Genomic DNA, 15,640 nt, shown 5'->3' with positions numbered 1-15,640 from the left:
CGGACCCCCTACGCAGCGGCTGCGTTCATCGACGCGAGAATGCTCTCAACAATATCGTCGGTCTTGATCTCTTCCGCCTCGCCTTCGAAATTCAGCAGGATCCGATGGCGCAAGGCAGGCAGCGCGACCTCGCGAATGTCGTCCTCGGCCACGTTGAATCGTCCGTCCAAGAGAGCCCGCACTTTCGCGCCCAGTATGCATGCCTGCAATCCACGCGGACTCGCTCCATACTTCACGTAACGTTTAACCAGATCCGTTGCGCCGTGACCCGTGGGATGCGTGGCGACGAGTAGTCCCGCGGCAAACCGCTCGACATGCGCTGCAATCGGCACGTCTCGTACGATTCCCATCATTTCGACGATGTGTTTGTCCGTAGTCACGACGGATGCCTGCGGCGTCTCCCGAGTTGTCGTGCGCCGCGCCACCTCGATGAGTTCGTCCAGTGTCGGCGCGTAGACGTTCAGCTTGAACATGAACCGATCGAGTTGCGCCTCGGGCAACGGATACGTCCCTTCCATCTCCAGCGGGTTCTGCGTCGCGATAACAAAGAAAGGAGGTTCCAGTACATGCGATTCTCCCGCCACCGTCACGTGCTTCTCTTGCATCGCTTCCAATAGCGCCGATTGCGTCTTTGGAGTTGCCCGATTTATTTCGTCGGCAAGCAGCACTTGCGTGAACACCGGCCCCCGATGAAAGAAGAAGTGTTTTCGGCCCGTTTCGTCTTCCGAAACCACGCGTGTGCCAATGATATCCGAGGGCATGAGGTCGGGAGTGAACTGGACCCGCGAAAACTTGCAGTGAATCGCGCTCGCGAGACTGTGCACGAGTAGCGTCTTGCCAATTCCAGGCACGCCCTCCAAAAGCACGTGTCCACCCGAGAGTAGACCAGTTAAGGTATCTTCGATTAACCGGGATTGGCCGACAATCACTCTGCCGATTTCACGCTGGATCGTTCGAAATGTTTGAATGAATTCCGCGGCATTCTCCTCAAAGGACTTGGATGGAGCGGCCTTGCTGGAGCGAGTCTGCCTGGATACGGAAGACTTTCGTGTTGCGGCTTGCGGCTTGCTTGGCATGGGTTAATCCTTAGTATTGGGTCAAGTAGCAGCGGGCGATTACATCCTGTCTCTCTAATCGTCTCGCGCGCGTCATGTGTTCGATTTGCGGTTCAATTTCTGAAGGCGGCGCCGGTCTTGGAGCGCGGGTCAATCGGCGGGACGGATCGTCTGAAAGTAGCGCTTCACGTGCAGCCGCTGACTCAGCGGAATCTCCTCGCGTTCTATGGCTTCCTCCGCGACGGACGCGTAGTCTGCGTACACGTCTTTCGCGTCCAACTGACTCGGCGAAGTCTGCCCTTCCACAGACTCGACTTCGGATTCGACTGGACCTTCGCCGGTTGATTGGGCGGACGCTTGAATCATCTTTCGGTAGCTTTCCGCAAGGCGATTGGGATCACCGATGGGATTTGCCGTGCCTGTTCCCCAATTCAGGGAAGGGGAATTGGACTTGTCGGAGTTCTCGCCATGTCCATTGCCTTGCCCCTGACCTTCCCCCTTGCTTCCTCCTTCTCTGCCCTTGCCGTTGCATGCATCGCAACCGGCTCCATTGCATTCCTTGCATGCCTTGCACTGCCCCAGCGAACTCTTGCACATGCTCAGGCGCTTGCTCGCCTTCTTCATCTGGTTGTACTTGCCTAGGCTGGACAGCTTGTTGCTCAAGGATCGGCAGGCGTCCCCGAATTTCTGAGAGTCATTGGACTTCAATCCTTCACTGGCCTGCTCTAAATCGGAAGATAGCGCGGACTTCTTGTCTCCCCCCAGTTTCGACGCAGCAACCCCCAGTGCCATCGCGAGTTTGTCTCGTTCCTCCTGCGACAACTCCTGATTCTTCATCTTCTCGGCTAGCGAAGCGATTTCGTCCGCTGCTTTCTCGAAATCCTTCTCCTGCAGAGCCATGGCCGCGCCACGAGTCAACTCGCTCGCCATGAGATTCGGGGCCATCTGGCCGGCCTCACCCTCTAGCGCGTCGATCCCCGGCTGCATCCCTTGCTTGCGTAGACTCTCTTCCAGCCTGGCCAATTCGATCATGACGTCCCGTTCGGACATCTCACCTTGCTGGAACCTCGTTTCGATGGTCTTCAAGTCTCGAAGGACATTCTCCAACTCAGGGTTCTCTTTCACTTCACGCTCGATGTCTTTCTGCACATCCGTGAGTTCTTTGAGTTGAAGTTGCTTGCGGGCGTCCACCGACGCCTCGGCAGTCTTTGGATTTAGCCTGGCCGGTACGAAGAAGCTCGCCGCAAAGAGTCCCGCGAACACGGGCAAAGCAAGGGCGGTCCGCGTCAGCCGAAGCCGGAACAAAGAAGGAACACTAAGACTCTCTGCGTGCCGTATCGCGTCGCGTACCTGCAACCGGCGCGGTTCATCCAGTTCCCCCTCGTAATGCAGAAACTCCCACGCGCTGGATACCCGATCCTTCAAAGAGCCGCGCTCGTCCAGTGCGAGCGCGGAATCCAAGGGCGATTTCAGGCGGCTCACGGCCCACGCCAGCGGTCCCAACACGCACGCTACGACGGCAAACGCCCCAAGCCATGGCACGGCTCCGCTGTTTCCCCAGCGCTGAAGTCCGGCGATCAGGACTGCGAAAATTGGAAGCGTTATCAGGCAAATTCGAACGAATGCAAGGAAGAACGATTGCACGAATAATCGGCGTCGCGCCCGCGAAACAGCACGCCTCAGTACTTCCGGGGTCGGTCCTCCGGTCATCGCGCACCTCCGTAATCAGGCGTTTCGGGCAAATTGGATGCTAACAGTACTCACCCAGGGATTCAAGAGTACTCCTAAACTATTCTGCGCAGAATTCTTGCTTTGGGCTGCGACAATCTCGTGTGCGTCTATTTCCGCGTTCATTCTGAGCAGAGCTGGCATGTTACAGTTACTTTATCCCCAACGAAATGGAAAAGGACGCACGTCCCTTTAATACGGAATCGAACTGCAAAGGTTCACGAAGAAGAACGATTCCCGGCGGATTCAAGACGACAACGCACACTGGAATGAGTCCATCCGCCGTTTGGGCGCACCACGGCCCGCATCTCTGAGACACCGCCTAGCGAGAAAGGTTCGAGAAATCGGAGCGGTCAAGGCCGCTTACGCGGCCACGCTTCTCCCTGTTCCCGGCTGAGACACCTCAGGAGCGCTCGAGGGTCGGGCACAGTAGGCAAAAAGGAGGCACGAGGAATAGTAGAGCATGTAGCAGAGGTAGCCGTCGATGGAACTGTGTGCATAACGCCAGCGCGCCACCAAGATATCCGATACATAAAAGACGAGCGCGGCAATAAATGCCACACGGTCTCGTTTGGATACACCACCCGCCAAGACCAGCATCGTGCTGATGACAACACTGTAGAAAACGAACGGCGCGTGCTCAGCTTGCGACACATGAGGCCACAGAATGAGTCCCGTCGCAGACGTGGTCAACAGAACCGGGAGCACCCCCACGAATACGCGCTTCCATTCGACTCCACGCGCAAGGAACGACGCGCTAAAAGCAATATGACCGAAGAGGAATGCATAGAGACCTGCCACGAAGTTCCCGGGTCCAACGACATCACCTATCCAGCAGAACGCAAGACCAACAAGTGTGAACCGACCCGGCCAGGACTTCGTCCCACCGGCAACTACTCCGGCAAGAACATATGCTGAAGATGCGATTAATGTGAACCCCTTTACGTAGGTTCCTGCTCCCACGTAACGCGCGAACAGCATAAGTGCCGTAGATGTTGCACTTACGATGGCAAGGGCCAACACGGCCCCTCGATAGGTTGATGGCGATATCTGGTCCGAAGCTGTCCCCACTGGCGTTTCCTGTCCATCGCGTCTGTGCCCACAAGATGTCAGGGCACTGGATCGCGATCCCCCCTTTTCCTGCGAATTGTCTTGACAACTGGTCCACGATACCATAAAATGGACCCATCGTCAAATAATTGTCACCAGAACGATGATTACTCGTCAACCTAACATAAGACCAGCCTCAGGCTATCCCTCGCTTTCTCGCCGCCAACGCGAATTGCGAGACAGAGATTCTAGAATCCTTCGCGCCGCGCGCACTCTCGCCCTCGAACTCGGCTACTACGGCTTCACCATGGACCAAGTGTCCCAGGCGAGCGACTGCCCAAAGGGTACTCTTTATCACCGCTTCATCTCAAAAGAGGACATCCTTGTGGCTTTGGCCACCGAATCTCTGGAACACCGAATTGAGATGATGAAGCGGGCGCTTACGTTTGAAGGCCGCCCTCGCGAGAAAGCGGCCGCCGTGGGTGAGGCCATTGCGCTGTTCACGCGCCTATTTCCAGCAGACTCTCGTATCTTCCACATGGCCAACGGTCCCGTTCGGGAGAAGGCGTCTCCCCACCGTGTCGCAGCGCTGTTCGATATCGAGCGCCAGTCTGTGGAGTTGTTCCGGGGGATTCTTGGCGACGCCGTAAAGCGCGGCGATCTGGTTGTCGAAAGCGAGAACCGCCTCGACGAAATCACTATGGGCGCGTGGGGACTTGTGGAAGGCGTGTTCACCCTCATCGAGGGACACGCTGCAGTTCACGCGCTCGACGTCAAGGATCCGTATTACCGCTTGTGGTGCTTCTTCAACCGGTCCGCCGACGCCTACGGTTGGCGGCCTCTTTTTAGCGAGTGGGACTACGAGGAAAGCCTGGCCAATCTGCGCAGACAGGTTTTCCCCGAAGAGGCCCAGATGCTCTACGGAGCCGGCCAGTGGTGGGGGGACCGGAGATGAAGATAGATCAACGTCGTATTCTGTGTGTTCCTGGATGTAATTGAATCAATCGAAAGGAAAGTAGTAATGCGAAAGAGGACTGGTTTCACTCTGATCGAATTGCTTGTGGTGATTGCCATTATCGGCATTCTTGCGGCAATTCTTCTGCCCGCGCTTGCGCGCGCCCGCGAAGCGGCCCGCCGAGCAAGCTGCCAGAACAATCTTAAGCAGTGGGGACTGATGTTCAAGATGTACGCCAATGAAGCCAAGGGCGAGAAATTCCCGCCGCAGCATTTTCCAGGCCATACGTGCCCCGTGTCTGCAGACCCGGCAGAGCCTATCGGTTTCCGCGGCTGTCCCGAAGGTCCGGCGATCTATCCTGAGTACTTGACGGACATTAACGTCATGATTTGTCCGTCTGACGGCGACAATGCCGACGAAATCACCCAGGGCGGCGAGTACGGAAAAGGTGCGTTCGCGGACGCATCTGGCGCCATTTATCCTCAGTGCTTCAATGGTCTCTGCTATGTATATCTTGGTTGGGCATTGATGAATGATGATGAATTGAATGCCGTAGTCGGGTCGTTTGTCGACTTTGTGTCCGCACCGTTTGACGATCCGAACGAAACTGGCCCGGACGATGACCTTCCAATGGCTGACGGGAATCCCACGGGAAAGAGCACTGCGTATCGACTTCGCGAGGGAATTGAGCGCTTCTTCGTGTCGGACATCAACAACCCCGCCGCTTCGGCAGCAGCCCAGAGCGAGCTGCCCGTAATGTGGGACTGGTTGGGTACCAAGCCCTCGACCATGAACCACGTTCCCGGCGGATGCAACGTGCTCTACATGGACGGGCACGTGACCTTCATCAAGTACCCCGGCGATTTCCCGATCACCAAGAACTTTGCTGAAGTCGCCTATTTGGCCACTTCCGGCGGCCTATAAGCCTTGACGTGAGAGCCACTTGACCTTTGGGGGGCCCGGTCGCCGACTTGATCGGTGGCCGGGCCTCGAATCTGCAACGGCCTGATCCAACCTGGTCCGGATCGCGTCACTCTATTGACAGAAAAGATGAGTGAGTCTAAACTGGACGTGAAGTCAATCCTACGTCAATTATGAGTCGTCTATTCAATGACAATTACTGGAACCGGAATTCCCACAGCCGCAAGCTCGCCTCCACTCTCACGCAAACAGCAGGAATTGCGCGAGCGTGACTCTCATATTCTGCGGGTTGCCCGGCAGTTGGCCCTGGAACTTGGCTATCACGGGTTCACCATGGACCACGTTGCGAAGGCCAGTGAATGCCCCAAAGGCACCCTCTATCACCGGTTCATCTCCAAGGAAGACATCCTTGTCGCGCTTGCCACCGAATCGCTGACTCGCCGGTTTGAACTGATGCGCCGCGCGTCCGCCTTTCAGGGACGCCCCCGAGAACGTGCGCTGGCCTTGGGCGAAGCCGTCGGCATTTTTACACGCTTGAATCCGTCGGACAGTCGCATACTGCACATGGCAACCGGGCCAGTACGCGAAAAAGCCGCCCCGGAACGTGTTGTGAACCTGTTCACGTTGGAGCGCGAGACCGTCGAGATCTATCGCGACGTACTACGGGAAGCGGTTCGTGTCGGCGATCTGGAGGCAGAGACCGATTCGATTTTGGATGAAATTACGTTGGGCACCTGGGGACTTGTTGACGGCGTCTATACGCTGATTGAAGGCGGAATCGTCGAGCATTCGTTACGGATTGACAGTCCCTTCAGTCAAGTATGGTGCTTCTTCAATCGTACTGCGGACGCCTACGGCTGGCAGCCCAGGTTCAACGAATGGAACTACGATGAAACCATGGCCACAATCCGAAAGCAGATCTTCCCTGAAGAGGCGCAGGCACTCTACGGAGAAGGTCAGTGGTACGGTGACCACTGTTAGCCTGGTTTCTCGTTGAGGACCCGCTTCGCCATTCCTGCTAAGCGTTCCAATTACGCGCCGACATTTGGCATGCGCCTCACTCGCACTTCTTGACGTTTCACGTACCTTCCTCTAAACTGGACTTTGAGTCAAATAGCTGTCAAATGTAGAAAAGATGGAGATGCGGGGTTTCACGGACAATGCTCACCCATAGACAAAGTGGTAAGGCGCCTTTTCTTTCTCCCAAGCAATTGGAATTGCGTGAACGTGATGCGCGAATTTTGCGCGCGGCGCGAACGCTTGTTCTCGATTTGGGGTATCACGGCATTACGATGGACCATATCGCGAAGGCCAGTGAATGCCCGAAGGGGACCTTATACCACCGCTTTGTCTCCAAGGAGGACATCCTCGTTGCGCTTGCGAGCGACTGCTTGGAGCGTCGCACAGCGCTCATGCGCCGTGGGGCATCCTATTCGGGCCGTTCGCGCGAGCGCATGGTGGGTCTTGCGGAGTCCATCGCCCTTTTCACGCGTCTTAATCCCGAGGATTCCCGCATTCTCCATATGACAACAGGCCCGGTGCGTGAGAAGGCTTCACCCGAGCGGATCGTCGCCCTGTTCAACATTGAAAAGGGCGCCGTCGAGATTCTACGGGGCGTATTAGAGGGTGCAGTCGAATCGGGCGATCTCGTGCCCGAAATGGACGGCATCCTCGACGAAATCGCCTTGGGCGTCTGGGGCCTCGTCGAAGGTTCGTTCACACTCATTGAGAGCGGTATCCCCGAACATGCTCTCGGCATATCAGACCCCTTCCACAAGACATGGAACTTCTTTAATCGCTCGGCCGACGCCTACAACTGGCATCCCCTCTCCAGCGAATGGGATTACCTCAAGACACTTGCTGAGGTTCGACAAGCTGTATTCGCCGAAGAAGCCGAATTGCTGTACGGCCCGGGACAGTGGTACGGAGACCAAGCATAGGGACAGATAACGGGACCGCGCAGGAGTTGCCGGTCTGCCGTTATTGAGGTATATGCAGTCGTTCCAATTCTGCCTCTGGGAATGATCCCAAAGGAGAACGTGATGCGTTTCTGTCGGTGCTGCAAGGTTCAATTGACACGAACTGCTTGAGACGATTTCGAGGAAAGACTGCATTTACGGCGTTTGTCGTGTGGATGTGATTCATCGTTGTCCTGGTGTCATTCGATTAATCTGGGAGGTGTTGCATCATGAGAAGAAGTAACGGCTTTACTCTGATCGAATTGTTGGTCGTCATTGCCATCATCGGAATCCTCGCCGCCATCCTGCTCCCCGCGCTCGCCCGCGCTCGAGAGGCCGCGCGCCGCGCAAGCTGTCAGAACAACCTGAAACAGTTTGGGCTGATTTTCAAGATGTACGCCAACGAGGCCAAGGGCGAGAAATTTCCGCCGTTGATAAACCCACAATACGATTGCCCGAATGACCCAGCCCCCACGATTGGATTCGCGGGTTGTCCAGAAAGTCGTGCAATCTATCCCGAATACCTGACGGACATGAACATTTGGGTCTGTCCCTCCGATGGAGACAACTCCGAGGCATTCCGAACGGGAGGGCCCTACGGAACGGGATTGTTCAATGACGCTCAAGGTACTCCCATCTACGAGTGCTTTGACGGCATCAGCTACATCTATATCGGCTGGGGCTTCATGAATGACACTGAAGTTACCGCCGGCATCGACCTGATTACAGATCTTCTCTCGGGGGATATATCGCCCGACGAGGATTTCACAACCGAAGCCACGAGTATCCTGCCCAATCACACGTTCTATCGCCTGCGGGAAGGAATTGAGAGGTTCTTCATTTCCGACATTAATAACCCCGCGGCAAGTGCGACAGCACAGAGCCAACTTCCTGTTCAATGGGATTGGCTCGGGACAACTGCGTCTTCGTACAACCACGTGCCTGGCGGCTCGAATGTCCTGTACATGGACGGCCACGTGACTTTTGTGAAATACCCCGGTGAATTCCCGGTGACAGCCGCGTTTGCCGGTGTCACTGGCGCTATAGCGTCGCTCTAGCGGTAACCTTCTCGACACGGGCCCGGCCGTTGCGATGCGCGGCCGGGCCTGCTCCGTTCACAAAACGCGTGAACTTCTACCGCGATCCAGTGTTTAATGAGAGCGATTTGCGAGTCATAATGTGTAAATGTCTTCGAAGGAATCTGACAACAAGTCCGAGCGTCGCGTAGGCGACTATGTATTGCTCCGCCGTTTGGGTCGCGGCGGAATGGGGAAGGTCTATCTAGCGCGCGACGTGCTCCTCGATCGGCTCGTCGCCTTAAAAGTCTTGAACGGTTCCTTCGCCTCCGATCCGAGTCTCGTCAAGCGGTTCCGCCGTGAGGCAAAGGCGGCCGCGCAGCTAAACCATCCCAATATCGTGCGCGTGTATGCCGTGCGCGAGGAAAAGAAAGTCCCCTACATTGCGATGGAGTATGTCGAAGGCCAAACGCTCGAGCAGATGCTGGCAGCGTCAGGTCCCATGCCTTGGCAACGAGCGCTCGACATTGTCCGGCAAGTTGCGGAGGCGCTGGCATGCGCCCATTCCAATGGTATTGTCCACCGCGACATCAAACCGGGCAACGTGCTGATCGACACAAACGGCCTGGTCCGCGTAACCGATTTCGGGCTGGCCAAGTTCGTGAACGCCACGAGCGGCATTACCTCCGACGGCGCATTTCTTGGTACGCCGCAATACATGTCGCCGGAACACTGCGGCGCGGGCGAAATCTCTCCGGCCAGCGACGTGTTCAGCCTGGGCGTAATGCTCTACGAAATGCTCTGCGGGCAACGTCCGTTCAAGGGCGACACGCCAATGATGCTGGTCAAGCAGATCTCGATGGATCCCGTGTCGCCGTTGGAACTGGCCGTTCCCAATCTCCCCCAGTCTGTCTACGACCTCGTGAATAACCTTTTGGAGAAGGACCCCAAGCACCGCCTGGCAAGCGGACCGGACTTGCTGGGCGCCATCAAGAACATTCTTTCACTGAAGCATGTGGACTTTCCGGCAAGTAGCAGATCTCAGCAGGAGAGCGGTGAACACACGATTGATCGGTCTGTCGCATGGTGCAAAAGGAACTGGAAGTCGTTTGCGTTGGCTGCCCTTATCTTGACGGCTCTCGCGTTGCTGATTCTGCGAGCCCTCGATGCACGACAACACCAAAGCGCCCTGCCACCCGACACGGACGCTGCCGGATTCCTGGAATTGGACGCAAGCCAGGTGAGTACGAGACTGCCCAACTTGAGTGCAGCGCTGGAACCGGTGGACTGGCTCGGCGATTCGCTCTTGGCCTTTGGTACAGAACCTCGACAAGGCGACAAACCGGGCCGAATCGTACTCGGCGCGGTCCGCCCGGAGAATAGGGCCATTGAAACGCTGGCCGCATTTCTGCCCGCCCCCGGATGGAAACTCGCGCGCCGCGCCTCGCCCGAATTCACCGTTCCCCGCGTGCCCGATTCGTCTCCGCTTGCCGGCGGCATTCTCGCGGTGCTCCCGGCCCGCGATCCTGAGTCTGGCTCCTATTTTCAAGAAGTGGTACTTGCGAAGAAGAAGCCCAATGACATGGAGCGTTCCGTGGTGCTGCGGGCCGATCCGCGGGGTGCATTTGCAGGAAACGCAGCCTATTACTCCGGAGGTTGTTTTGGCGCGGTCGCCCGGCCTGACGGCGATGCCGTTGGACTCATCCTCTCCATCGGCACCACGCATCGCGAAATGTACTTCGCCGAACTCCGCGTTGGCGCTGGGGCCGATGGGAATCTGTCTCGGCCTGTCGTCGATCGATCTGCCCCCATCCTGAGCGCGGCGTATGCATCCGACGGGCGTAGCTTGGCGTATGTTCGAGTAGGCGCACCGGCAATCGAACGCATTCGACTTGGCATGGGTAAGCGGTTTCGCGAAGGTGCTGAGCGCACTGAACGTCAAGCGGCCCTTCCACCATTGCGTGAACTTGTTTTGCGGCCAGACGGCCCGCCAATTCCCACGGACCTGTGCTTACTCCGTCTTGGCGGGCTTGATGGTCCCCACGGCCTTGTAACCGGCGCGTCGCCCGACCTGGCATTTGCGTTCAGCCCGGACGGACGTTCATTGCTGGCCAGTGTCCCACGGCCAGAGAATGCAGCTCCCGAGTTGCTTTTGTTTCAAGTCGATACTCCGGGAGAGCCGCTCCGCTTTGGCACAGGCTGGATAAGCCGAAGTCCGTGGCACGCGTCAGGCCGGTATTTTCTGACATCATCGCGCGATGTCAGCGGCAAAACAAAGATCGAAGCCATATTCCCCACTGGCGACACCCGGCGCATTCTCGTGCAAGAGACTCCTCTTCCCAAAGGAGCCGGAACGCCCGACGAGGACTTCCCCACGCCATGTGTCTCGTCAGACGGTCGGTGGGCCGCAATTCTCTCGGCGGAAGACAACGCCCCTTCTTTGCTGTTCATCAACCTGGACAAGGCCGTCGTGCTGTAGACTCGCCTTCTTACGACACGATCCTGAGCCCGACAATCCCAACGACAATTAATCCAATGCACGCCAGGCGGGCCAACGTCGCGGGTTCCGAGAATAGGACGATTCCGAGGATGGCTGTTCCCACGGCGCCGATCCCGGTCCAAATGGCATAGCCTGTCCCCAGCGGGATATGTCTCAGGGCCTGCGCCAGAAGGGCAAAACTCACAATCATCATAATGACCGTGAATACGCTTGGACCCAGCTTGGTAAACCCGCTGGTGTACTTCATGCCTACCGCCCAGGCAATTTCGCACAGGCCTGCGATGAACAGATACAGCCATGCCATCTTTTGAATTCCTCGGTTTGCGCCAGGAGTCATGTGCCGCAAGATCTCTGCGCGACTGCAGCTACGAGAAGCTTGTGACTATCGCACTGTAGATTTGGATGATCAAGCCTTGCAGATTGAATCTGAACCACGGCCAGAATACGTACATCAGGAACAGTATCGACAAGACGGCCAGCCAACTTGTCACGATGCGGCCCAGAAGTGTCAAGAGCAAGTTGAATCCGGATTTCAGGGAGCTCCAAAGCCATTTGGCCCCCTGCTGAATGGCCCAACCCACGTCACCTTCCGAGACGATCCCGTGGCTGCGGCTCGCGAGCCCGTCGGACGAACACTCCACACAAAGCAACGTGTGTCCAATCTGAACCGTCCCACCGTTTCGGACAATCCGCGAACGAAACAACCCCGCGGGCTTGCCGTTCACGTAGACCGGCTGCCGATCCATACGCCGGACGCGATACCCATCACTTACCACCGTAACCAGGGCGTGGCGCGCACAGGCTTGGCTATCCAAACGAATCTGTACGGCGCATGTCGTGCTTTCTCCGATGTAGAACGGCGCCCGGACTATCGGAAATTCCGTTCCGTCTTCGGGGCCGTTCACGATGGTAATACAGTCGGCCTGTCCCGCTGCTCTCATGACGTGTACGCCCCGGTTGTGCTTGGCGATTCGCCCTTGCGAAAGACCAGTTCGCCACCTTCCTCGAGCACTTCGATGACATCGTGATCCGTAAACCGGCGCTCAATAAGCATCGTGCTGATTGGATTGATTACCAAGCGATCCACGACGCGCCGCAATTCGCGCGCTCCATACTGCGGATTGTAACCCTCGCGAGCCAGCAACTCGTAGGCCCCTTGGAACACTCGGAGATGGATTCGCTTCTCCTTGAGGCGCGCCTTCGATTCCTTGATGCACAGGTCGAGCATGGTACGGACGTCCTCAAACAACAAGGGGTAGAAGGGGACAATCTCATCTATGCGATTGATGAACTCCGGACGGAAGTGCCGCCTCAGTTCCGCAAGGATATCTTCGGTAACACCCGTGGCGGCATGCCGCGAAACCAGGTCCGCGCCGGCATTCGACGTGAAGATGATGATGCAATGCCGGAAACTGACTTCACGCCCCCGGTTGTCCTTGATTCGGCCTTCGTCGAGCACCGGCAGCAGCACGTCGAATACGCGGCGGTGGGCCTTTTCGATTTCATCGAACAGAAGTACCGAGAACGGCGCATTGCGCACGGCGCCCGCCAGCCTACCTTCCTCATCGGCTCCCACATAACCAGGCGGCGCGCCGAGCAAGCGCGATACGGAATGTTCTTCGACGTATTCGGACATATCGAATGTGATCAGATGCTTCGTCGATCCGAAAAGATAGTCGGCTAACGCTTTCGCAAGCTGGGTTTTGCCAACCCCCGTCGGTCCGATAAACAACATCACCGAATCCGGGCGGTTTGGATCGGCGAGGCCCGCGCGCGATTTCATCACGGCTGCCACGGCCTTTGCGATTGCATGGTCTTGACCGATGATGCGGCGCCGAAGACGGGCCTCAAGATCGAGCAAGCGCGCCCGCTCGTCCGCGGTGATCTCCTCAATGGGCACCCCCGCCGTGCGGCTCACGACTTTGCGCACGTCGTGCGGGGTAACTTTCTCCGCTTGCGGGGTGCCCGTATCGCTCTCGAAAAGTCCCGGCTTCATCTTTGCCGCAACGGATCGGAGCCGGTAGCGGGCACAAGCTTGATCGAGCACGTCGATCGCTTTGTCGGGAAACTGCCGGTTGGGCATGTACCGCTGGGTCAGCGTGACGGCCGCCTCCATGGCCTTGGAGCCGATACGCACACCGTGATGCCTCTGTAGCGTCGAGCGCAGATGCTTCAGCACCTCCAGAGTGGCCTCTGGGCTGAGTTCCTCCACGCGTACCATCTGAAAACGCCGTTCCAGTGCAGGGTCGCGTTCGATAAATTTGCGATACTCCTGCACCGTCGTCGCGCCGATACAGCGAATCTCGCCGCGCGCCAACGCAGGCTTCAGAAGGTTGGCCATATCCATGGAGCCGCCCTCCACCGTGCCTGCGCCCATAATCAAGTGAATCTCGTCGATGAAGAGGATTGTATTGCGCGCGCGCTTGAGCTCCGAAAGCAGACCTTCGAGCTTCTCTTCGAAAGCGCCGCGATACTGCGTGCCCGACATGAGGGAAGCCACGTTGAGTTCAACCACGCGATACGAGCTGAACAATCCACCCGCTCCGTCTTGGGCCGCGAGGCGAGCCAACCCTTCCACAATATGCGTCTTGCCCACGCCCGCCTCGCCCACAAGAATGATGTTGTTCTTCGTCTTGCGAGTCAGAATCTCCAACATCGTCATAATTTCTTTGTCGCGGCCGATAGCAGGCTCCAACTCGCCCGCTTGTGCCGCCGCGGTCAAATCGCGCGTAAGCGAGTCGATCTTGCCCTTCTTGGCGCGGCGGTCCATGGCCTCTTCTTCACTCACGTGGACGGGGCCGTCCGTTTCGTGCGATTCCTGCTGCGGCGCTTCCTTCGAAGTCTTGGCTTGCGTTATCGATGTGCGATCCGGCGCACCCTGCAGCAACTCGTTGCGGAGTGCCTTGATCATGTCGCCGCGAGGAATCCTCAGGCGGTCCATCGCCCGCGATGGCGCGGCATGTGCATCCGCCAGTATTGCAAGTAACAAATGACCGATGGTTGGACTCTGATTTCCCAAGCGTTGCGCGAGCCGTGCAGCGCGCATAGTCAATGCCGCGCACCGCGGCGTGTAGAACACTTCGCGCGTTACCGCGGGCATAAAGCCGCGCCACGCCTCTCGCGTCATGTCTTGTGCGGCCGTCTTCAGACTGTCGCCGTGGTGCTTGCGGAAACTACGAGGCAAGTCATCGATGTGGACGAGAATGGTCTCGAACAAGTGTTCGACGCCGACGTAATACTGTCCTCTTCGGACGCTCAAGTCCGTGGCATCGTCGAGTAGCGCATTGATCTCCGGCGAAACGGGAACTTGCACAGGCCCTTCGTATCCTTTCGGGAATCCTGCCCACGCGCAACGCGGGCAACCAGCTCCCCACGCCACACAGGCCATTCATCCCACTATAACAGAACGGCCTCCATTCGCAAGACTCCTTACACACCGGATTGTCGCAATCAAGAATTGCCGGGCGGCAGGGTGGTGGGTTGTGGAGACTACGCGCCCGATTCTCCTGGCTTCGAGAGGTCGCCGCCTTCGCGCTCGTACCATGTACGCCAGGCTGCGGCATTCATTCTAATCCAGTCCATCACGGCTTCCTTGCCCAAATCGTGGCCGGCCTTCTCGGACTCAATCCATTTATGCCGTTCAATCTCTTGACGTTGAGCCGCAAGACACGCTGCTTGCCTTTCTTGGCGCCAGCGCAGCGCGTGGTGTTCGTTCCAGTCGCTCAGGGCTTCTTCAAACGAAATTTCGCGTCCGGCTTCCGCCGACAAGGAGCACCGATGATTCTCTACAGCCCGCTGCTCAGCAGGAATCAGCGTCTGAGAATTCATCTGGGTCATACATGAGACCCTCATATTGTGGGTCGTGACAACGAAACCTTACACAGGCTTCAACGCACAGTTCCCAACAGTCCTTACCAGTCTACGGGATTCGTCGTGGTTTTTCCACCACAATCTCAATCCCAGATCCGTAGTGAGCGGATCGTCAACCTATACTCAATTATACTCGGTAGTGGCCTTACCGTTTCCTGACCAGCCTACTACGCCGTTTCAATTTTCACACTTCCTGCCGTACTATTTCCGGATGCTGTGACGGCGGGAACCTCCCGGTCCCCGCCGCCCAGCACATCCACTCTCTATCCTTAAACCCCTCAACCCTGCCTTTTAGTTCAGCGGCGATGAGGAGACCGTTACTGCGCTGCCGTCTGCCGTGAACCGGATGACGCCCGATTCGTCGACGAAGTATTGGCGGTAACCCGTCCGGCCAGCCGCTGCCGGGGTCGCCGTGCAGGTGTATGCGGGCATTGTCGTCGCCGTTCCGTTCACGACGTTGACCGTGAACACATAGCCTTGCTTCGAACCCGCGCCAAGAACCTGATCGATGAAGGGCGGGGTCGCGCCGGCACCGTCGGGATTGGCCAATTGCGCCAAAGAACCATAATCGCCTGTCCCGTCGGCGT

Annotated in this window: 14 protein-coding genes and 1 pseudogene; 7 read left to right on the top strand and 8 right to left on the bottom strand. The window is 57.4% G+C overall.

From position 1 onward, the window contains the following. Nucleotides 1-8: 8 nt before the first annotated feature. The 3 genes from K1Y02_13765 to K1Y02_13755 form a co-directional block, all read right to left on the bottom strand. Nucleotides 9-1,076 carry a MoxR family ATPase gene (locus tag K1Y02_13765; protein ID MBX7257425.1) on the bottom strand — a complete coding sequence of 356 codons (1,068 nt, stop codon included), beginning with the start codon at nucleotides 1,074-1,076 and terminating at the stop codon, nucleotides 9-11. Nucleotides 1,077-1,205: 129 nt separating this feature from the next. After that, nucleotides 1,206-2,597 (bottom strand): efflux RND transporter permease subunit, encoded by a 1,392-nt coding sequence (locus K1Y02_13760; protein MBX7257424.1) that lies wholly within the window; start codon nucleotides 2,595-2,597, stop codon nucleotides 1,206-1,208. Nucleotides 2,598-3,146: 549 nt separating this feature from the next. Next, nucleotides 3,147-3,854: a lysoplasmalogenase gene (locus K1Y02_13755; GenBank protein ID MBX7257423.1), complete on the bottom strand. Its 708-nt coding sequence runs from the start codon at nucleotides 3,852-3,854 to the stop codon at nucleotides 3,147-3,149. Nucleotides 3,855-3,996: 142 nt separating this feature from the next. Between K1Y02_13755 and K1Y02_13750 the strand changes: the two genes are divergently transcribed. The 7 genes and pseudogenes from K1Y02_13750 to K1Y02_13720 all read left to right on the top strand — a co-directional run bounded on the left by K1Y02_13750 (nucleotide 3,997) and on the right by K1Y02_13720 (nucleotide 11,162). Then, nucleotides 3,997-4,788 carry a TetR/AcrR family transcriptional regulator gene (locus tag K1Y02_13750; GenBank protein ID MBX7257422.1) on the top strand — a complete coding sequence of 264 codons (792 nt, stop codon included), beginning with the start codon at nucleotides 3,997-3,999 and terminating at the stop codon, nucleotides 4,786-4,788. Between the two features lie 66 nt (nucleotides 4,789-4,854). After that, nucleotides 4,855-5,712, top strand: coding sequence for a DUF1559 domain-containing protein (locus K1Y02_13745; protein ID MBX7257421.1), 858 nt, complete (start codon nucleotides 4,855-4,857; stop codon nucleotides 5,710-5,712). A 186-nt stretch (nucleotides 5,713-5,898) separates the two neighbouring features. Next, a complete protein-coding gene (locus K1Y02_13740) occupies nucleotides 5,899-6,690 on the top strand; it encodes a TetR/AcrR family transcriptional regulator (protein MBX7257420.1) in 792 nt (263 codons plus the stop codon). A 236-nt stretch (nucleotides 6,691-6,926) separates the two neighbouring features. After that, complete coding sequence (locus tag K1Y02_13735) at nucleotides 6,927-7,649, top strand: TetR/AcrR family transcriptional regulator (GenBank protein MBX7257419.1); 723 nt, start codon at nucleotides 6,927-6,929, stop codon at nucleotides 7,647-7,649. Nucleotides 7,650-7,897: 248 nt separating this feature from the next. Beyond that, nucleotides 7,898-8,227: pseudogene (locus K1Y02_13730) on the top strand (prepilin-type N-terminal cleavage/methylation domain-containing protein). Then, nucleotides 8,201-8,725: a hypothetical protein gene (locus K1Y02_13725; GenBank protein ID MBX7257418.1), complete on the top strand. Its 525-nt coding sequence runs from the start codon at nucleotides 8,201-8,203 to the stop codon at nucleotides 8,723-8,725. The pseudogene K1Y02_13730 and the gene K1Y02_13725 overlap by 27 nt, the downstream one beginning before the upstream one ends. A gap of 127 nt (nucleotides 8,726-8,852) precedes the next feature. Then, nucleotides 8,853-11,162 (top strand): protein kinase, encoded by a 2,310-nt coding sequence (locus K1Y02_13720; protein MBX7257417.1) that lies wholly within the window; start codon nucleotides 8,853-8,855, stop codon nucleotides 11,160-11,162. Between the two features lie 10 nt (nucleotides 11,163-11,172). Here the strand turns inward: K1Y02_13720 and sugE are convergent, their stop codons facing one another. From sugE to K1Y02_13695, 5 genes are all read right to left on the bottom strand, one after another. Continuing rightward, the gene (gene sugE, locus K1Y02_13715) at nucleotides 11,173-11,487 is read right to left on the bottom strand and encodes a quaternary ammonium compound efflux SMR transporter SugE (protein MBX7257416.1); all 315 of its coding nucleotides are present in this window, start codon (nucleotides 11,485-11,487) and stop codon (nucleotides 11,173-11,175) included. Nucleotides 11,488-11,548: 61 nt separating this feature from the next. Further along, nucleotides 11,549-12,124, bottom strand: coding sequence for an FHA domain-containing protein (locus tag K1Y02_13710; GenBank protein ID MBX7257415.1), 576 nt, complete (start codon nucleotides 12,122-12,124; stop codon nucleotides 11,549-11,551). Beyond that, nucleotides 12,121-14,496: an ATP-dependent Clp protease ATP-binding subunit gene (locus K1Y02_13705; protein MBX7257414.1), complete on the bottom strand. Its 2,376-nt coding sequence runs from the start codon at nucleotides 14,494-14,496 to the stop codon at nucleotides 12,121-12,123. The genes K1Y02_13710 and K1Y02_13705 overlap by 4 nt, the downstream gene beginning before the upstream one ends. Before the next feature lie 176 nt (nucleotides 14,497-14,672). Further along, nucleotides 14,673-14,882 carry a hypothetical protein gene (locus K1Y02_13700; protein MBX7257413.1) on the bottom strand — a complete coding sequence of 70 codons (210 nt, stop codon included), beginning with the start codon at nucleotides 14,880-14,882 and terminating at the stop codon, nucleotides 14,673-14,675. A 462-nt stretch (nucleotides 14,883-15,344) separates the two neighbouring features. Further along, nucleotides 15,345-15,640 (bottom strand): hypothetical protein (locus K1Y02_13695; protein MBX7257412.1); only part of this gene is annotated, 296 nt, incomplete at its 5' end.

Source organism: Candidatus Hydrogenedentota bacterium (genome assembly GCA_019695095.1).
Taxonomy (GTDB): Bacteria; Hydrogenedentota; Hydrogenedentia; order Hydrogenedentales; family SLHB01; genus JAIBAQ01.
This window is presented reverse-complemented; position numbering and strand designations above follow the sequence as displayed.